This window comes from Bacillus sp. AFS040349, assembly GCF_002577655.1.
Taxonomy (GTDB): domain Bacteria; phylum Bacillota; class Bacilli; order Bacillales; family Bacillaceae; genus Metabacillus.
Genome location: NZ_NUMC01000007.1, coordinates 1 through 19,251 on the forward strand (window position 1 = coordinate 1; position 19,251 = coordinate 19,251).

13 protein-coding genes and 15 tRNA genes are annotated in these 19,251 nt (G+C 36.2%); 24 read left to right on the forward strand and 4 right to left on the reverse strand.

Features of this window, described 5'->3' with window-relative positions; translation table 11 throughout:
• The first annotated feature begins 81 nt into the window (after positions 1-81).
• The 21 genes from COD11_RS00895 (at position 82) to COD11_RS00990 (ending at position 10,944) form a co-directional block, all read left to right on the forward strand.
• A tRNA-Arg gene (locus COD11_RS00895) sits at positions 82-158 on the forward strand.
• A gap of 104 nt (positions 159-262) precedes the next feature.
• Positions 263-339: transfer RNA gene (locus tag COD11_RS00900), tRNA-Pro, on the forward strand.
• A gap of 23 nt (positions 340-362) precedes the next feature.
• Positions 363-438, forward strand: a tRNA-Ala gene (locus COD11_RS00905).
• 153 nt (positions 439-591) lie between these two features.
• Positions 592-668: transfer RNA gene (locus COD11_RS00910), tRNA-Met, on the forward strand.
• A 30-nt stretch (positions 669-698) separates the two neighbouring features.
• Positions 699-775, forward strand: a tRNA-Ile gene (locus tag COD11_RS00915).
• Positions 776-785: 10 nt separating this feature from the next.
• Positions 786-878 (forward strand) — tRNA-Ser (locus tag COD11_RS00920).
• 169 nt (positions 879-1,047) lie between these two features.
• Positions 1,048-1,124: transfer RNA gene (locus tag COD11_RS00925), tRNA-Met, on the forward strand.
• A gap of 64 nt (positions 1,125-1,188) precedes the next feature.
• A tRNA-Asp gene (locus COD11_RS00930) sits at positions 1,189-1,265 on the forward strand.
• Between the two features lie 94 nt (positions 1,266-1,359).
• A complete protein-coding gene (locus COD11_RS27325) occupies positions 1,360-1,485 on the forward strand; it encodes a hypothetical protein (protein ID WP_255301512.1) in 126 nt (41 codons plus the stop codon).
• Between the two features lie 158 nt (positions 1,486-1,643).
• Positions 1,644-1,719: transfer RNA gene (locus tag COD11_RS00935), tRNA-Phe, on the forward strand.
• An 18-nt stretch (positions 1,720-1,737) separates the two neighbouring features.
• Positions 1,738-1,813: transfer RNA gene (locus tag COD11_RS00940), tRNA-His, on the forward strand.
• A 5-nt stretch (positions 1,814-1,818) separates the two neighbouring features.
• Positions 1,819-1,892 (forward strand) — tRNA-Gly (locus tag COD11_RS00945).
• 6 nt (positions 1,893-1,898) lie between these two features.
• Positions 1,899-1,975: transfer RNA gene (locus COD11_RS00950), tRNA-Ile, on the forward strand.
• A gap of 14 nt (positions 1,976-1,989) precedes the next feature.
• Positions 1,990-2,064 (forward strand) — tRNA-Asn (locus tag COD11_RS00955).
• A gap of 4 nt (positions 2,065-2,068) precedes the next feature.
• Positions 2,069-2,159: transfer RNA gene (locus COD11_RS00960), tRNA-Ser, on the forward strand.
• 16 nt (positions 2,160-2,175) lie between these two features.
• Positions 2,176-2,247 (forward strand) — tRNA-Glu (locus COD11_RS00965).
• A gap of 643 nt (positions 2,248-2,890) precedes the next feature.
• The gene (gene glgB, locus COD11_RS00970) at positions 2,891-4,813 is read left to right on the forward strand and encodes a 1,4-alpha-glucan branching enzyme (protein WP_098795062.1); all 1,923 of its coding nucleotides are present in this window, start codon (positions 2,891-2,893) and stop codon (positions 4,811-4,813) included.
• Positions 4,770-5,924, forward strand: a complete 1,155-nt coding sequence (locus COD11_RS00975; RefSeq protein ID WP_098794885.1) for a glucose-1-phosphate adenylyltransferase — start codon at positions 4,770-4,772, stop codon at positions 5,922-5,924. The genes glgB and COD11_RS00975 overlap by 44 nt, the downstream gene beginning before the upstream one ends.
• A gap of 154 nt (positions 5,925-6,078) precedes the next feature.
• On the forward strand, positions 6,079-7,107 hold the full coding sequence (locus tag COD11_RS00980) for a GlgC family sugar phosphate nucleotidyltransferase (protein ID WP_098794886.1): 1,029 nt from the start codon (positions 6,079-6,081) through the stop codon (positions 7,105-7,107).
• A complete protein-coding gene (glgA, locus tag COD11_RS00985; protein WP_098794887.1) occupies positions 7,104-8,549 on the forward strand; it encodes a glycogen synthase GlgA in 1,446 nt (481 codons plus the stop codon). Before COD11_RS00980 ends, glgA begins: the two co-directional genes overlap by 4 nt.
• Complete coding sequence (locus COD11_RS00990) at positions 8,539-10,944, forward strand: glycogen/starch/alpha-glucan phosphorylase (protein ID WP_098794888.1); 2,406 nt, start codon at positions 8,539-8,541, stop codon at positions 10,942-10,944. The genes glgA and COD11_RS00990 overlap by 11 nt, the downstream gene beginning before the upstream one ends.
• Before the next feature lie 102 nt (positions 10,945-11,046).
• Here the strand turns inward: COD11_RS00990 and COD11_RS00995 are convergent, their stop codons facing one another.
• The 4 genes from COD11_RS00995 to COD11_RS01010 all read right to left on the reverse strand — a co-directional run bounded on the left by COD11_RS00995 (position 11,047) and on the right by COD11_RS01010 (position 14,907).
• On the reverse strand, positions 11,047-11,838 hold the full coding sequence (locus COD11_RS00995; protein ID WP_098794889.1) for a TIGR00266 family protein: 792 nt from the start codon (positions 11,836-11,838) through the stop codon (positions 11,047-11,049).
• A 143-nt stretch (positions 11,839-11,981) separates the two neighbouring features.
• Positions 11,982-12,953 (reverse strand): bile acid:sodium symporter family protein, encoded by a 972-nt coding sequence (locus tag COD11_RS01000; protein ID WP_098794890.1) that lies wholly within the window; start codon positions 12,951-12,953, stop codon positions 11,982-11,984.
• 143 nt (positions 12,954-13,096) lie between these two features.
• The gene (locus COD11_RS01005) at positions 13,097-13,852 is read right to left on the reverse strand and encodes a yteA family sporulation protein (protein WP_098794891.1); all 756 of its coding nucleotides are present in this window, start codon (positions 13,850-13,852) and stop codon (positions 13,097-13,099) included.
• A 122-nt stretch (positions 13,853-13,974) separates the two neighbouring features.
• A complete protein-coding gene (locus COD11_RS01010) occupies positions 13,975-14,907 on the reverse strand; it encodes a 1,4-dihydroxy-2-naphthoate polyprenyltransferase (protein WP_098795063.1) in 933 nt (310 codons plus the stop codon).
• Positions 14,908-15,292: 385 nt separating this feature from the next.
• Between COD11_RS01010 and COD11_RS01015 the strand changes: the two genes are divergently transcribed.
• Genes COD11_RS01015 through menH form a run of 3 tightly spaced genes read left to right on the forward strand, consistent with a single transcriptional unit; the run spans position 15,293 to position 19,246 of the window.
• Entirely contained in the window at positions 15,293-16,708 is a 1,416-nt protein-coding gene (locus COD11_RS01015; protein ID WP_098794892.1) for an isochorismate synthase, read from the forward strand.
• Entirely contained in the window at positions 16,695-18,446 is a 1,752-nt protein-coding gene (gene menD, locus COD11_RS01020; protein ID WP_098794893.1) for a 2-succinyl-5-enolpyruvyl-6-hydroxy-3-cyclohexene-1-carboxylic-acid synthase, read from the forward strand. The genes COD11_RS01015 and menD overlap by 14 nt, the downstream gene beginning before the upstream one ends.
• Positions 18,443-19,246 carry a 2-succinyl-6-hydroxy-2,4-cyclohexadiene-1-carboxylate synthase gene (gene menH, locus COD11_RS01025; protein ID WP_098794894.1) on the forward strand — a complete coding sequence of 268 codons (804 nt, stop codon included), beginning with the start codon at positions 18,443-18,445 and terminating at the stop codon, positions 19,244-19,246. Before menD ends, menH begins: the two co-directional genes overlap by 4 nt.
• Positions 19,247-19,251: the final 5 nt, after the last annotated feature.

Genomic DNA, 19,251 nt, shown 5'->3' on the forward strand with positions numbered 1-19,251 from the left:
ATTCCGGTCCTCGGCACCATAGTTTTTTCGCGCTAGCGAAAATAACTTACCTTAATCTTTATAGATTAATTTAGATTATTAGCGCCCGTAGCTCAATTGGATAGAGCGTTTGACTACGGATCAAAAGGTTAGGGGTTCGACTCCTCTCGGGCGCGCCAAGTATAGAAGTGAGAAATCAGAAGTCAGAAGCGAGAATAAACTTTTCGCTCTAAAGCAACAATAAAGTCTCTGACCTCCCAAATCCCACCTCTGAATTCTAGAACGGGAAGTAGCTCAGCTTGGTAGAGCACTTGGTTTGGGACCAAGGGGTCGCAGGTTCGAATCCTGTCTTCCCGACCATTAATTGATCTAAACTTTAAAATGGGGCCTTAGCTCAGCTGGGAGAGCGCCTGCTTTGCACGCAGGAGGTCAGCGGTTCGATCCCGCTAGGCTCCACCAATAATATCTTTTTTTAAAACATGGCGGTGTAGCTCAGCAGGCTAGAGCGAGCCGTAAACATCTCGAATATCATCATTGTAGGCTTGCGAGGAATGTGTCTTGACAAAGAGACATGACGAGCATGTTTTTTTACAAAGAGCGTTTGATAACTATGGCGGTGTAGCTCAGCTGGCTAGAGCGTACGGTTCATACCCGTGAGGTCGTGGGTTCGATTCCCTCCGCCGCTACCATATTAAGTTTTAGTTGCAAAGCATTTGATTGGACCTTTAGCTCAGCTGGTTAGAGCAGACGGCTCATAACCGTCCGGTCGTAGGTTCGAGTCCTACAAGGTCCACCATTTGAATTGAGGAGGAATACCCAAGTCCGGCTGAAGGGATCGGTCTTGAAAACCGACAGGGGTGTCAAAGCCCGCAGGGGTTCGAATCCCCTTTCCTCCTCCATATTTATTTTTATATTTTATCATCGCTGGGTGGAGCACGTGAATAGGCTTCATTGAGTTACATCAGCGTACCGATTGAGCAACATCTTGAATAATCTTTCTGAAATCGGGACGGTCCGTACAAGATAATAAACAAAGTTCATGTGTAATAAAATCTTTATATTTATCATCGCGGGGTGGAGCAGTCTGGTAGCTCGTCGGGCTCATAACCCGAAGGTCGCAGGTTCAAATCCTGTCCCCGCAACCAAATTTTAATATTTATGATTAAATATTATGTTAAGCTTAGTTATTTTCACTACGTGAAAAAAATTGGTCCGGTAGTTCAGTTGGTTAGAATGCCTGCCTGTCACGCAGGAGGTCGCGGGTTCGAGTCCCGTCCGGACCGCCATTTCTTTGAGAGTTAACTTATAACTTAAGTATAAAGCAAAAGGGTTTCAATAAGCGAGAAGGTCGAGGAAGCGAGTGAACGAACACCGGAGCGTATGACTATACGTGAGGATGTGAGTGAGAGAGCTGACGAAGAGATTCGAAGCTTAGTGGAAGCCGTAAACTATATTGGCTCGGTAGCTCAGTTGGTAGAGCACGTTCGAATATGCTTCTCTGAATAAACTTCAGCGTACTCATCGAGCTGCTTCTTGAATAATCCCTCTGAGATGAGGACGATTCACTAATTGAAAACCTTAAAATACTAACAAGTTATAGGAACAAATAAATAATACGTAAAGAGCAAACCTGTATCTTATTTGTTAATACTTACTAATTATATGGCTCGGTAGCTCAGTTGGTAGAGCAATGGACTGAAAATCCATGTGTCGGCGGTTCGATTCCGTCCCGAGCCACCACTTATAAAATGAAATATGGCGATTGTGGCGAAGTGGTTAACGCATCGGATTGTGGTTCCGACATTCGTGGGTTCGATTCCCATCAGTCGCCCCATTATTGCGGGTGTAGTTTAGTGGTAAAACCTCAGCCTTCCAAGCTGATGATGAGGGTTCGATTCCCTTCACCCGCTCCAAAAAATGGGCCTATAGCTCAGCTGGTTAGAGCGCACGCCTGATAAGCGTGAGGTCGATGGTTCGAGTCCATTTAGGCCCACCATAAAATGTTATTGATCCGCAGTAGCTCAGTGGTAGAGCTATCGGCTGTTAACCGATCGGTCGTAGGTTCGAGTCCTACCTGCGGAGCCAAATTGGGGAAGTACTCAAGTGGCTGAAGAGGCGCCCCTGCTAAGGGTGTAGGTCGTGTAAGCGGCGCGAGGGTTCAAATCCCTCCTTCTCCGCCAGTTTTTATATTGTTTAGGCCCGTTGGTCAAGCGGTTAAGACACCGCCCTTTCACGGCGGTAACACGGGTTCGAATCCCGTACGGGTCATTAAAAGCACTGCATTCATGCAGTGCTTTTTTATTTTCTATAAATATAGAAGTCAAATAAAAAGTAGCATTTCTTTTAAGTAAATCCTTATAAATTATAAAGATTTGCTATTTCCCTATTATTGAATGTGCTTATCTTTACAAAACATGCTTTGTTGAAAAACAATTATTCCCCTAATAAATATTATATAAAATATAATATTTATTCCTTCATCTATTAACACTCCCTAGGAAAAACATACGCATAGTTCTTCTCTTTAGCCTTTTGCTTTTTTAAAATACCTTCAAATCCTGCGGAAATTTCTTTCAACAAAATTCTACAAAAAGTCGAAAAAAATATTTTGGTTATATAACATCCTCTATGAGTAATTAGTCTCCCATTAAGTATGTAAAACGGTTTCCTTCATTAAAAATATATTATTTTCAACTCATAAATTTTTTCCTAAATCACTAGTGTTTTCTTATATTATTGTTAGTTATTCTAACAAACTGCTTTAAATTGTCTACATTTTAAAAGAATAATAATACAAAAACATTGTTGTACTCTTGTTGGTTTATGTCGGAAAAAAGAACGTTTTCATTAAAGGGAATTATTTGTAAGTCTTGAATGTTTAGCATAGATAATAAGAGGAAGGGTGAATTCTGTGATGCTCATGTGTCCATCAGACTTTGATATTCATTTATTTCATGAAGGACAGTCTTTTGAAAGCTACCGGTTCTTAGGAGCTCATATACTGGAACGAGATGGTGAGCTGGGTACTAATTTTTGTGTTTGGGCACCACATGCGAGACAGGTAAATGTAGTAGGGAACTTTAACAAATGGAACAGTCAGGAACATCAAATGGAGAAATTAAATGAGGAGGGGATATGGAGCTTATTTATTCCTAGAGTTACTGAGGGTGAGATCTATAAATATGAAATACATTCTTCAAATGGTCAAAAGCTTCTTAAGTCAGACCCTTATGCTTTTCATTCTGAGGTAAGGCCTGATACTGCATCGATTGTTTATGATTTATCCGGGTTCGAATGGTCAGATCAAAAGTGGCAAAGAAGGAAAAAGTTAAGAGAAGTGTATGATCGTCCGTTAGCTATTTATGAAGTTCACTTAGGTTCTTGGAAAATAAAAGAGGATGGTGAGCTATATAGCTATATTGAACTTGCGGAGATGCTTATTCCTTATGTATTAGAACACGGATTCACTCATATTGAACTTTTACCTATAATTGAACATCCATATGATCGATCTTGGGGATATCAAGGAACAGGGTATTATTCTGCTACAAGTCGTTTTGGATCGCCAAAAGATTTTATGGCATTTATAAATGCTTGTCATGAAGAAAATATTGGTGTCATCATTGATTGGGTTCCAGGTCATTTTTGTAAAGATGCTCATGGATTATATATGTTTGATGGGCTACCAACGTATGAGTACACAAATGAAAAAGATCGTGAAAATTATATCTGGGGTACTGCAAATTTTGATTTAGGAAAAACAGAAGTACAAAGTTTCTTAGTGTCCAATGCTTTGTTTTGGATGGAATATTTTCATATTGATGGGTTTAGGGTTGATGCAGTCGCCAACATGCTCTATTGGCCAAATTCGAATGAACTTGTTGAAAACCCTTATGCTGTTTCTTTTATTAAAAAACTTAATGAAGCAGTATTTGCAAATGATCCGAATATACTTATGATTGCTGAGGATTCAACTGATTGGCCGATGGTTACCTCTCCAACCTCGTCAGGTGGTCTTGGCTTTAACTACAAATGGAATATGGGTTGGATGAACGATATTCTTTCTTATATGGAGGCCTCTCCAGAGAATAGAAATGAACTCCACCATAAAGTTACATTCTCCTTTTTATATGCTTTTTCAGAAAACTTCATTTTACCTTTTTCTCATGACGAAGTTGTTCATGGAAAAAAATCATTATTAAATAAGATGCCGGGTGATTATTGGCAAAAATTTGCCCAATTAAGGCTTCTGTATGCATATATGTTTACACATCCTGGAAAGAAACTTCTTTTTATGGGAGGTGAATTTGGTCAGTATGATGAATGGAAGGATTTAGAGCAACTTGATTGGATGTTGGAAGAGTATGAGATGCATAACAAAATGCGTAGCTATTTTAAGCATTTGCTCTCAAACTATAACAAGCAAAAGTCATTGTTTGAAGTAGACCATTCATTTGAAGGTTTTGAGTGGATAGATGCAGATAATCGCGATCAAAGTATTTTTTCTTTTATCCGAAAAGGACAAAAAGAAAATGAAATACTTGTTGTTGTTTGTAACTTTAAACCAATTGTTTATTATGATTACAAAATTGGGGTACCAATTGACACAGAATATGTAGAGATTATAAATAGTGATGCAGAAGAGTTTGGTGGTTCAAATCAATTGAACAAAAAGAATCTTAGGGCAATAGAAGGCGAGTTTCATGGGAGGCCATATCATCTATCTATGACAATTCCACCGTATGGAGCAGTTATTCTACGTGCAGTTAAAAAAAGAGGGGAGAATAAGAATGGGAAAAAAACAATGCGTAGCAATGTTACTAGCAGGGGGTAAAGGTAGCAGGTTAAGCTCTCTTACTAAAAATTTGGCAAAGCCGGCAGTTCCGTATGGGGGAATATATAGAATCATAGATTTTACTTTAAGTAATTGTACCAACTCTAGCATTGATACTGTAGGTGTATTAACACAATATCAACCACTAGTTTTAAATTCATATATAGGAATTGGAAGTGTGTGGGATTTAGATCGTAAAAATGGTGGGGTAACCGTTCTTCCTCCTTACTCTGAATCCTCTGAAATGAAGTGGTATAAAGGGACAGCAAGCGCAATCTATCAAAACATTAATTATATTAAACAATATGATCCTGAATATGTATTAATCTTGTCGGGAGATCATATCTACAAAATGGATTATTCTAAAATGCTTGACTACCACATTGATAAAAATGCTGATGCCTCCATTTCTGTTATAGAAGTGCCTTGGGATGAGGCTAGTCGATTTGGAATTATGAATACCAATGACAAAATGCAGGTAGTTGAATTTGATGAAAAGCCTGCTAATCCTAAAAATAATTTGGCCTCAATGGGAATTTATATTTTTAAATGGTCACTTTTAAAAGAATACTTGGAGATGGATGAACGTAATCAATATTCAAGTCATGATTTTGGGAAAGATATTATTCCTTTATTGCTAGAAGAGAAACGCAATGTTGTTGCTTATCCTTTTAAAGGATATTGGAAAGATGTAGGAACGGTTAAGAGTCTTTGGGAAGCAAATATGGATTTATTAAATGATGAGTCGGAGCTAAATTTATTTGATCGAGACTGGAAGATCTACACGGTTAATTCTAATCATCCACCTCAATTTATTGCTGAGGATGCGGTAGTAACTGATTCTCTTGTTAATGACGGTTGTGTCATTATGGGAAATGTTCATCATTCCGTTTTATTCCAAGGCGTTACGGTTGGTAAAAATACAAAAATAAAAAATACGGTCTTAATGCCTGACACAATAATCGGGGAAAATGTCTACATTGAAAATGCAATCGTTCCATGTGGTTTAGAAATTCCAGATGGTACTGTGATATGTCCTGATACGAATTCAGATGAAATTTTACTTGTTACAGATGAAATCATATCCTTGACTGAGAACAAAGTTAATTAATAAAAAAAGATCATATGACTACAATACATTGGAAGTAGGAAGGTTCAGATTGTAAGCATGTTTTTCTTTATCATTGCATTTATTCTTTTTTAATTATTTTCTAAGCATGTGAAACATATGGCCTTACCTTTTCCAAAAAGGGGAGAAGGAAGAAATGAGTATTAAAATGTTAGGTGTTATTGATGCTACAGCATATAAACCAGAAATTGAAGATTTAACGATCCATCGTTCATTAGCAGCAGTTCCTTTTGGTAGTCGATATCGTTTAATAGATTTTGTTCTATCTAGCATGACAAATTCTGAGATTGAAAGTGTTGCTATTTTTCCTAAGTATTCTTATCGCTCCCTAATGGATCACATTGGTTCCGGAAAACAGTGGGATCTAAATCGTAAAAAAGATGGATTATTTTTCTTCCCATCTCCTCATTTACACAATGAATATGATGAGTTTGGATCTTTCCGACAATTTTCTGATCACATTGATTTCTTTTTAAGAAGTAAACAGGAGTATGCTGTTATTACCAATAGTCATACAGTTTGTAATATTGATTTTCAGAAGGTATTAAGTCGTCATATAGAAAATGGCTGTGATATAACAGAAGTTCGAAAAGATGGTCAGTCGTTACAAATGTATATTATGTCAACAAAACTTCTTCTTGATCTTATTCAGGATAAAGAAAAAACAGGATGCAAAACACTTGCTGACGTTATTATAGAAAATCAACATAATTTCACTATTTGTGATTATGAATTTAGAGGCTATGCAGCTGTTATAGATTCATTAGCCAATTATTATAAACATAGTATGGAAATGCTTAACCCAGCTATTTGGAAAGAAATTTTCATGAAAAACCGACCAATTTTAACGAAAGCAAAAGATGAGCCACCAACCAAATATGGAAAAAATGCAGTTGTAAAGAATTCCTTAATTGCTAATGGATGTAAAATAGAAGGTTATGTGGAAAATAGTATTATTTTTAGAGGAGTTCATATCGGAAAAGATACAGTCATTAAAAATAGTGTCGTTATGCAAAAGACAAATATTGGAGAGAATTGTGTACTAGAGAATATTATTACGGATAAAGATGTAAAAGTATTAGACTATTCTAAATTAAGTGGATCACATTTAGAGCCAACGATACTAAGAAAAAGAACCATTCAAGGAGCGATGATGAACTCGTGAAAGTATTATTTGCTGTTTCAGAATGTGTACCTTTTGTAAAATCAGGAGGATTAGCTGATGTTGCAGGTGCATTACCAAAGGAATTAAAAAAACTAGGAGCTGACATTAGAGTCGTTCTACCCAAATATTCTTTAATATCAGATTCTTATCGTGAAAAGATGACGAAAATACATGAGATAATTGTTCCGGTTGGATGGAGACAGCAGTATTGTGGAATTGAAAAATTAGAAGTTGAGGGAATTACGTATTATTTCTTAGATCATGAATATTATTTTTATCGTGATTCTTTGTATGGACATTATGATGATGGTGAGCGCTTCTCATTCTTTTGTAGAGCCGTACTAGAAACATTAGAAGCTATTGATTTTCAGCCTGACATCATACATTCACATGATTGGCATACAGGAATGATTAGTTATTTATTACAAAAAGAATACAGAAAGAAATCTTTTTATGAGGAAATTAAAATGGTGTTTACGATTCATAATCTCCAATTTCAAGGTGTATTTCCATATAGTATTCTCAACGATCTTTTAAATCTGGGGGATGAAGACTTTAAAAATCTTGAATTTTATGGAGATATTAGCTTTATGAAGGCAGCGATAATCTCATCAGATTATATAACAACTGTTAGTCCAACGTATAAAGAGGAAATTCAGACAGCCTACTATGGAGAAAGACTGGATGGTCTGTTAAGATCCCGAAATTCTTCGCTTATGGGAATTTTAAATGGAATTGATGATTCAGTTTATAATCCTGAAACAGATGAAAATATTCATTCACAGTTTACATCGGAAACACTCATAAAAAAAGCGGAGAATAAAGCTGCCCTACAAGCTGCTTTGGGGTTACCCGATAGTAAAGATACACCAATTATTTCAATGGTAACTAGGTTAACGAAGCAAAAAGGTTTAGATTTAGTTAAACGTGTTTTTGATGAGGTATTAACTAAGGATGTTCAAATAATCGTTCTTGGTACAGGAGAAAAGGAATTTGAAGATTATTTTAAACATATGGAATGGGTTTATCCGACAAAGTTTAAAGCATACATAGGATTTGATGAGAAGCTTGCACATCAAATTTATGCCGGCTCCGATTTATTTTTAATGCCATCAAAATTTGAACCATGTGGTTTGGGGCAGTTAATTGCTCTAAGATATGGCACTATTCCAATTGTCCGTGAAACAGGCGGATTAAATGACACAGTGTTTCCTTTTCAGGAAGAGTTAAATGAAGGTAATGGATTTACGTTTAGTCATTTTAATGCCCATGATATGTTGTATTCAATAAATCGCGCTATTGAGTATTATCATCAAGACGAGGTTTGGCAAATGATCGTCAATACTGCCATGACACAAGATTATAGTTGGAGCCAATCAGCATTAAAATATAAGCAGCTTTACACTGATTTGATCACTGGGAGTGAAGAGCATGTTCTCTAATAAAGATTCATTTAAAAAAAGCTTTTTAAAAAGGCTAGAAAGTATGTGTGGCAAAGGCTTTGAGGAATCAACTAGACGTGATCAGTACTTTACATTAGGGAATATGGTAAGAGAATATATTAGCTCTAAATGGATTGATACGAACGAGCTTTACCGGGCTGAAAATAAAAAGCAAGTATATTATTTATCAATTGAATTTCTCTTAGGTCGTTTACTTTGTCAAAACTTATTAAACCTAGGAATTAAAGAGGTTGTTGAGGAAGGTCTGGCAGAGCTTAATATTCAATTAAATGAAATAGAAGAGTGTGAGTCAGACCCAGCTCTAGGAAACGGTGGATTAGGAAGATTAGCAGCTTGCTTTTTAGATTCATTGGCTACATTAAATCTTCCTGGTCATGGATATGGGCTCCGATATAAACACGGACTATTTGATCAAAAAATAGTGGATGGATATCAAGTTGAGCTCCCGGAGCAATGGTTACGACATGGAAATGTGTGGGAAGTTCGGAAGCCTGATCAAGCTGTTGAGGTATCATTCTGGGGAAGAATAGAATCAAGTTATGAAGGAGATTCTCTCACTTTTAAGCATGTAGGAGAACAAAAGGTGTTAGCTGTTCCTTATGATATGCCTGTTGTTGGCTACCAGGTCGATACCGTTAACACGTTGAGGCTTTGGAATGCTGAGCCTGCCTCATTTGGTCCAAATCAGGATGTTTTATCTTATAAGAGAGATACTGAGGCAATTACAGATTTCCTTTATCCTGATGATACACATGATGAGGGCAAAATTTTAAGGTTAAAACAGCAGTATTTCCTTGTATGTTCAAGTTTACAAAGTATCATTCAGTCGTTTAAAAAAGAGAATTCTAACATTAGAGAACTTCATCATTACGTGGCTATTCATATAAATGATACACATCCTGCTTTGGCTATTCCTGAATTAATGAGAATTTTAGTTGATATTGAAGGATTAACTTGGAATGAAGCATGGCATGTAACAACAAATACAGTGTCCTATACAAATCATACGATCTTAGCGGAAGCACTAGAAAAATGGCCAATTTATTTATTTAAGCCATTACTTCCTAGAATTTATATGATTATAGAAGAAATTAATGAGAGATTTTGTGCAGAGCTCTGGGATCGATATCCGGGAGAATGGCAACGTATTGAGCATATGGCGATTATCGCTCACGGCCTTGTGAAAATGGCTCATCTCGCAATAGTTGGGAGTAATAGTATTAACGGGGTAGCCAAAATACACTCTGATATTTTGAAAAATAGAGAGATGAAATCTTTCTATGACGTTTATCCCGAAAAATTCAATAACAAAACAAATGGTATTACACATAGAAGATGGCTGCTTAAAGCAAATCCTGAATTAACAAACTTAATTAAAGAAACAATTGGTGAGGATTGGGTAAAACAGCCTGAAAAATTAATAGATTTAAAGAGACATGTTTATCATCCTTCAGTAAAAGAACAATTTGCACAGGTGAAAAGGAAGCGTAAAGAAATACTAGCGAAGAAAATAGCAGAAAAAAATGGGATTTTAGTAGACATTGATTCTATTTTTGATGTTCAAGTTAAAAGATTACACGCATATAAAAGACAGTTATTAAATGTTCTTCATATTATGTATTTATACAATCGAATAAAAGAAGATCCTAATTATGTGATACAACCTCGTACATTTATTTTTGGAGCAAAAGCATCTCCAACGTATTATTACGCAAAGAAGGTCATAAAACTTATCCATTCCTTAGCTGATAAAGTAAACAATGACCCAAGAGTTTCGCAGGTTATAAAGGTTGTGTTTATGGAGAATTATCGTGTTTCATTGGCTGAAGATATCTTCCCGGCTGCAGATGTTAGTGAACAGATTTCGACTGCAAGCAAAGAGGCATCTGGTACAGGAAATATGAAATTTATGATGAATGGTGCTTTAACAGTTGGGACATTAGATGGAGCAAATATTGAGATCATGGAGGAGATTGGTAAAGATAATATTTTTACCTTTGGTCTCACTGCACAAGAGGTGCTCAAGTACGAAGAAAACGGCCGTTATCGATCAATGGAATATTATCACCATGATTTAAGAATTCGCCAAGTAATCAATCAATTAACAAATGGATTTTTCTCAGAAGATGAAGGAGAATTTGAATCAATTGCTGATTCCTTATTAGTTCAAAATGATCAATACTTTGTGTTACGTGATTTTGCTTCTTATATTGATATCCAAGAAAAGGTTGGATTGGCTTATCAAAACCGGGAGAAGTGGCTGGAGCAGGCATTAATAAATGTTTCACATTCAGGCTTCTTTTCAAGTGATAGAACCATTTCGCAATATGCTGATGGAATTTGGAATATTGAGCCACTTGGAGTGAAAATGTAAAGAAAAAGGTTTGGCTCTTCTTTGCTGATAGGTGAAAGCATTTCACGTACAAAAAAGGTGTTGACTATAATAGTCAGCACCTTTTTTAATCGGAAATGTTAATCAATCACCATCTAAAAGTCGACCTAAACCGCCAAGTAGACTGCCTTCACCACGACCTTCACCGCCAGCAGATGGTGCACTTGCAATCACTCGATCTGCTAAGCGACTGAATGGTAATGTTTGAACCCAAACTGTTCCTGGCCCTTGTACAGTAGCGAAGAATAAGCCTTCTCCACCAAAAAACGCAGTCTTTACTTTTCCAACAAATTCAATATTGTAATCAACTTCTTTTGTTAATGCGACTAAGCAACCTGTATCAATTCTTAATTTCTCTCCAGGTTGAAGGTCACGGCGGATAATGGTTCCTCCAGCATGTAAGAAGCCAAGACCATCTCCTTCAAGCTTTTGCATAATGAAACCCTCTCCACCAAAAAAGCCAGTTCCAAGCTTCTTTTGAAAATCAATGCCAATGGATACACCTTTTGCTGCACAAAGGAAGGAGTCTTTTTGACAAATAATCTTTCCACCAAGCTCACTCAAATCAACAGGTATGATTTTCCCGGGATAAGGAGCAGCAAATGAGACACGCTTTTTACCAACACCTTTGTTTGTAAAAACTGTCATAAATAAGCTCTCACCCGTGATAACACGTTTTCCAGCTCCAACCAGTTTACCAAAGAAGCCTTTTTGGTTGTTGTCTCCATCACCAAAAATGGTTTCCATATCGATGCCATCTTCCATCATCATCATGCCACCAGCTTCAGCTACAACACTTTCATTCGGATCTAACTCAATTTCAACACATTGCATGTCATCGCCATGTAAAACATAATCAATTTCATGAGCGTTCATCAGGATCCCCCCATATGTAAGTAGCAGGTGATTAACGGTAAATTCCTGCTTATCTTTTATTTTACTAGTTAAAGAAATTTTTGGAAGAAAAATTAAAAACAAATTTTGGCATAATGAAAGGGAGCACGAATGCCCCCTTATCATTATGCCTTTTTTGAATTGTCAGTAGTCATTTCTAAATTAGATTCTTGCTCCATTTTTTTCCCCCACCATGTAGCGAGTAAAGGACCTGATATATTATGCCATACACTGAAAATCGCACTTGGAACGGCAGATAATGGGGAAAAATGTGCAACTGCTAAAGCAGCACCGAGCCCTGAATTTTGCATCCCGACTTCAATAGAGATAGCTTTTTGGTCTGCAAAGTTTAATTTTAATGCTTTTGCCAACACAAATCCTAATAAAAGGCCTAGTAAATTGTGTAGAACAACAATGGTGAAGATTAAAAGACCTGTTTCTGCAATTTTCTCTGCATTCACAGCAACCACAGCTGAAGCAACCGCAACAATTCCTATTACAGATATTAGAGGTAAAACAGTTACACTTTTTTCAACTTGCTTTTTAAATAATAACTTTACAACAATACCTAAAATAATTGGAATAAGTACTATTTGAACAATTGATAAAAATAAGGAACCAGCAGAAACCGGCAGCCATTTACTAGCAAACAAAAGTGTAAGAGCTGGTGTTAATATTGGAGCAAGTAATGTTGAAATTGACGTTACAGCGACAGACAATGCTGTATTACCTTTCGCTAAAAATGTAATAACATTAGATGCTGTTCCACCAGGACAACAGCCTACCAAGATTACTCCAACAGCAACTTCAGGTTGTAGTTGAAAAACTGTAGCGAGTAAAAAAGCCAGTAATGGCATAATCGTAAACTGTGCAACAACACCTAATAGAACACTTTTTGGTGCTTGAAACACTGCTTTAAAATCTTGCAGAGATAAAGTTAGCCCCATTCCAAACATAATAATACCTAATAATAGTGCAATATGAGGGGCAATCCAAGTAAAGCCACTAGGAATAAAAAAGGCTAACACAGCAAAAATGATGACCCAGATTGCAAAAGTGTTTCCAGTACCCTTACTAATTTTTTCTAATAATTGCATATTCATACAACCTCCTTTTTGAAATTATATAACTATATATTCAAAAAATTCAATAATTTGAGATCGATTATAATAAAAATTTCAAGTAAAAGGGAAGAAATGCTTACATAAAAAAACTCCCCCTGTATGGGGAGTTTTTATTATTATACTTCATCCTCTGTATAAGGATCTTTCTCATAAGGAGGCAAATCACCAAAGATCGTCATTGTACCTTCTTCATCTAGCATATCTTCATATTGCTGATGCTGATTTGAAGGGTATATGGTAATTTCTTTTCCTTCTATATCAGTGCCGACAAAGTTTTCATAAGCCTCAACATACCCATCAGGGTCATTTGATTCCATATAAACATCATTGTAGTGATCTTGTGGATCATTAAAATCAGATGGAGTTTCAGATGATCCGTAACTATTCACAATTTGATAAGCATCTTCTGCATCAAACGCTACGTTCTCATCTTGATCATCATAATTAAATTTTCCGAAAGGAGGCATTAAAACTCCTTCTTCTATTGGGCGGTTATATGAAACAACCTGTTCAGGTGCATGTTCTTTACAGGTAGTAGCTGTAGGAATTGCATCAAGTCGTTCAACTGGTATATCAACTCCACAAACTTCACATTTACCATAAGAACCATTGTCAATAGCTTGAAGAGCTCTTTCAATATCTAATAATTGTTCTTCTGTATGTTCATTTAATGCAATGTCTTTTTCTCTTTCATATAATTCTGTTGCATCATCTGCTGGATGATTGTCATAACTTGAGAGTTCCCCCATTGATTCATGCCCATGACCTTCTTCAAGACCAAAATGACCATTCATTTCGAAGCGATCTTCTATATCTTTTTTCATTTGGTTTAGCTGTGAACGGAAGGTCTCTACTTGTTGTGAACTTAGCATGCCATCCACGCTCCTTCCTTAAATAAATGTTTCTATACCTATTATGAGCAGTAGGAAGGAAAACATGATTGTTAAAATTGCACAAAAAAACACGGTACCTGAACATACCGTGTAAGAAGTATTTATAAGAAGTGGCTGACAAATAAACCCAACGCCAATAAAAATCCAAATTGAACATTGGTTTGAGCAGTTGCTTTCATTGCAGGCATCATTTCAATTGGAGCTGTTTTCCCTATAAATTGTTTTACAGCAGAATAAGCTTTAGGAATGCTAATTAATACGAGCAATGCCCAAGCTGGTGCTAAACCTACTATAAGTAGTACAAATATAATGAAATATGCTGTAATAAACATACCAGCTAAAAAACGAATTGAGTTTTTTCTTCCTAGTAAAATGGCAAGTGTTTTTCTGCCATTTTCTTTATCGCCATCTAAATCTCGAATGTTGTTCGCAGTTAAAATAGCTGCAATTAAGATCGCAACAGGAATAGATAAAAGTATGCTACCTAAGGAAAGTGTCTCAGTTTGAATAAAGTAGGCAATTAATACAATAACATTTCCCATAAAAAACCCGGCAACAATTTCACCAAATGGTGTATATGCAATTGGAACGGGGCCTCCTGTATAAAAATACCCAGCTAGCATACATACTATTCCTATAACAGCAATCCACCAAGTGGACATCATACAAATGTAAACACCCAATAATGTAGCAATACCAAAAAATGAAAAACCTAATGTTAAGACAGTGTTTGCCTTAATTCCATTTCTAACGATGGCACCACCTATACCAACAGATGATTCATTGTCTAAACCACGTTTATAATCAAAATACTCATTAAACATATTTGTTGCTGCTTGAATTAGAATAGAAGCAACAAGCATAGCTATGAATAATGAGAGCTTTATTGATCCTTCATGCAAAGCTAACACAGTCCCAATTGTAACAGGAATAAAAGCTGCAGATAGTGTATGCGGTCTTAATAGCATCCACCAAACTCTCCAGCCTTTGTCCTTTTTAATCATAGGAGCATGTGGCGTTGTCTGAGGTTGCATAATATCTCTCCTTTTTTTTGCAAAAAACAAATATAACATGTAAAACGACTCCATAACATAGTTTAGAAAAATAACCAAGGGGTGTCAATGCTTTTCAAATCAAAGATCCTAGCTTATTATTACCATTTGTACCTATAAAATGACTCTGTAATCAAGACGTTTTCATTTTAATCCTGAACAACAAGTTATATAATAAGGTTATAACAATTTGGTTCTAAAAACAGAATTGATTGATAAAATTTGTACTTAGTTTGGTGTATAGTTCTAAAAAGTCCTATTAAGGCAAAGGACGGGCAAGTTAAGTGCCTTGTGCTTTTCTATATTGACACACAACCTAGCTAGGTGTATCTTAATATAAGCAATTTTTGGTGTCGGGGGGATAAGCTTGATAACTACTTTGGATCATACAATAAAAGAATTTATACAGCAGGCATTGGAAGAGGCAAAGCAGACGAATCAATCGGTGATCGTCAGCAGTGTAAAAGAAGTGGATGCAATGGACCCCCTTCATTTCTTTGCTTCCGGTGAAGAACTTTCCTTAGGAGAACGATTTGTTTGGTCAACACCTGAACGGGATTTTACGATGGTTGGTCTAGGAAATGAATTAGTTATCGAAAATAATAAAGAGTCTAAACAAAGATTTCAGGAAATTGAAAAGGAATGGAAGCGCTTCCCTAAAAAGGTTATATCTGATCGGAAGAATGAAATAGGGACAGGCCCTCTGCTATTCGGAGGTTTTTCATTTGATCCTATAAAAGAGAAAAGTCCTCTTTGGGATTCATTTTCAGAAGCAAAATTTGTACTTCCAACTACAATGCTTTCCATTGTACAGAATAAAACATATCTTACTATTAACAAAATCATTTCACCTTACGATGAACTTGATGTTTGTATCAAACACTTTGAAAATAGTATTGAACTTAGCCATTCCTTTCCTTATTCATTAGATTGTGAAAAGGTTAACGAATTTTCAACTATTGAGTATAAAACTTCTGAATGGTTAAAGGCTGTTCAACAGGCAACTAAGGATATACAAGCAAAAGAAATGGATAAGGTTGTTTTAGCTCGTGAAGTACATCTAAAGTTCACAGAGAAAATAAATTCTTATCAAGTCATAAATAATCTTCTGATGGAACAGCCAACAAGCTATGTTTTTGATTTTGAAAATGGAAATCAGCACTTTGTTGGAGCTACTCCAGAAAGATTAGTTAAAAAGAAAAACACTCAGGTATTATCAACCTGTCTTGCTGGATCGATTAAAAGAGGAACCACAAAAGAGCAAGACCAAAAGTTAGGTCATCAACTATTAAATGATGACAAAAACTTAATTGAACATAATATCGTTGTTAAAATGATTAAAGCTGCTATTGATGCATGCTGTGATGAAGTAAGTGTACCGGAATACCCAACCTTATATAAAACGAAAAACATTCAACATCTATACACTCCTGTAAAGGGGATTGCAAAAGAAGGAATTTCCCTTCTTTCTATGGTTGAAAGATTACACCCCACTCCTGCTTTGGGTGGGTATCCTAAAGATAAAGCGATTGAAAAAATTAGAGAGCGCGAACCAATGCATCGCGGATGGTATGCAGGTCCGATTGGTTGGCTTGATCATGATAACAACGGTGAATTTGTTGTAGCCATTCGCTCAGGGTTATTGGAAGGTCAGAATGCTGCATTATTTGCAGGATGTGGAATTGTGGAAGAATCAGATCCGAAATCGGAATATCTAGAAACCAAAATAAAACTTAAGCCAATGCTGTCTGCTTTGGGAGGAATCGTAAATGAAGACTGGTGATACACTAACCAGATACGTCGCCAACTTTGTTGATGAACTAGCTCGTTTAGGAGTTGCGGAGGTTGTTATTAGTCCAGGTTCTCGCTCAACTCCTCTGGCTATTTTAATGGCGGAGCATCCAGATCTTACTTGTTACATTAATATTGATGAACGATCAGCAGGCTTTTTTGCACTTGGAATGGCTAAGTGTAATAAAAGACCTGTTGTATTGGTTTGTACATCTGGTACTGCAGCAGCTAATTATTATCCAGCAATTGTTGAAGCGCGTTACTCAAGAGTTCCATTAATAGTCATTACTTCTGATAGACCTCATGAGTTAAGAGATGTTGGGGCACCCCAGGCAATTGATCAAATTCAAATGTATGGTCATTATCCAAAATGGTTTGTTGACGTAGCCTTACCTGAAGAACAAGTAGGGATGTTTCGTTATGTTAGGACTATTGCAGGTAGAGCAGTGTCAATTGCTTCTGCACAACCTGAGGGAGTGGTTCATTTGAATTTTCCATTTAGAGAGCCTTTACTCCCCAATTTAACTCTTAATGACTTATGGAGTACAACAGAAGATCGAACAACCTATTTACATACTACACTAGGTGAAGTACTTTTATCGAAAGAACAAATGGAGATGTTGGTTCAACTCGTGAACAGGTTTTCTAAAGGAATTATTGTTTGTGGAGAACAAAACGATTCAGATTTTATTACAGAAGTGAATAAGCTTTCTGAAAAACTGAAATTCCCGATCCTTGCCGACCCTCTTTCTCAATTAAGAGCAGGTAAGCATAAAAAGCAGGGTGTCATTGATGGATATGACTCGATATTAAAAGATCCTGAATTAGTTAATGAGCTTAAACCAGAAGTGATTATTCGGTTTGGCCCTATGCCTGTTTCCAAGCCGCTTATGCTTTTATTGAAAAATAATCCGGATATTGTACAGATTATTGTCGATTCAAGTGAAGAATATCGGGACCCAACTTTAAATGCTTCACATCTTATTACTTGTATGCCGCATTATTTTTGTAAAGAGCTGGTGAACTTAATACAAGCTAAGGAATTCTCAGATTATTATAATAATTGGTTGCTAAGTAATCAGGTCTTTTCAGAAAGAATTGATCATGAGCTGCATAAAATCGATGAATTATTTGAAGGGAAAGTAGTTAGTGAACTTCAACAACTTCTACCTGATGGCAGCCGATTATTCGTTGGAAACAGCATGCCGATACGGGATGTTGATACGTTTTTTAGAAATCATGATAAAGAAATAGAAATCATTGCTAATAGAGGAGCCAACGGTATTGATGGAATTGTATCTACTGCATTAGGTGTTAGTGTAGATCATAAAAAGCCTACGTTTTTATTAATAGGTGATTTATCGTTCTTTCATGATTTAAATGGTCTTTTAGTAGCGAAAATGAATCAACTTAATCTAACAGTCATTTTAGTTAATAATGACGGTGGCGGGATCTTTTCTTTTCTTCCTCAGTCAAAAGAAGAAAAGCATTTTGAAACACTTTATGGAACTCCAACTGGTTTGAATTTTTCAAAAGTGGTAGAAATGTATGAGGGGAAACATGTAAAGATTGAGAGCTGGAACGAATTCCGAAATTATCTTACAAATGAATGGAACAACAGCGGAGTACAGGTTGTTGAACTTGCAACAGATCGAATAACACGTGTCAAGATTCATCGGGAATTGTTAGATCATGTTTCCCAGGAAATAAGAAAAGTGTTGAAACAATGAAAATAAGAGGTATTGATTATAACGTTGAAGTCGTTTCAAAGGGTGAGCCACTTGTTTTATTACATGGTTTTACTGGATGTATTGCCAATTGGAACCATATATTAGCGGAATTTCCACAGCAACAACTTGTTTTAATTGACATTATTGGACATGGTAGGACAGAATCTCCTTCAGATCCTTCAAGGTATGAAATGAATGAGGTTGTTAAAGATATTGTTGAAATATTAGATACTTTATCAATCGATCGTGCTAATATTTTGGGATATTCTATGGGTGGTAGATTAGCTTTATCTGTTGCAGCAACATTTCCTGAACGTGTAAAAACACTGATTCTTGAGAGTAGCTCACCCGGCTTAAATTACCTGGAGGAACGAAACAATCGAAAAAGATCCGATGAAAAGCTTGCAAAAGAAATTTTGAGTCATGGGGTAGAAAAATTTGTTCAACGATGGGAGAAAATTCCCTTATTCTCAACGCAAGACCAATTGTCACTGGAAACAAAACAAAAGCTTAGAGCACTTAGGCTACAAAATAATCCTGTAGGACTTGCTAACAGTTTGATTGGAATGGGGACAGGATCTCAACCATCCTGGTGGGAGCAGCTTTCAACTATAGAGATCCCTGTGTTATTGTTGTGTGGTGAATGGGATTTAAAGTTTTGTGATATAGCTAAAAATATGCACAAATACCTTCCTACTAGCTACTTAAAGGAAATAAATCATGCAGGACATACAATTCATGTAGAACAACCGCGAATTTTTGGTAAAATAGTAAGTGAGTTTTTATCTCAAAATAATTAGGAGGT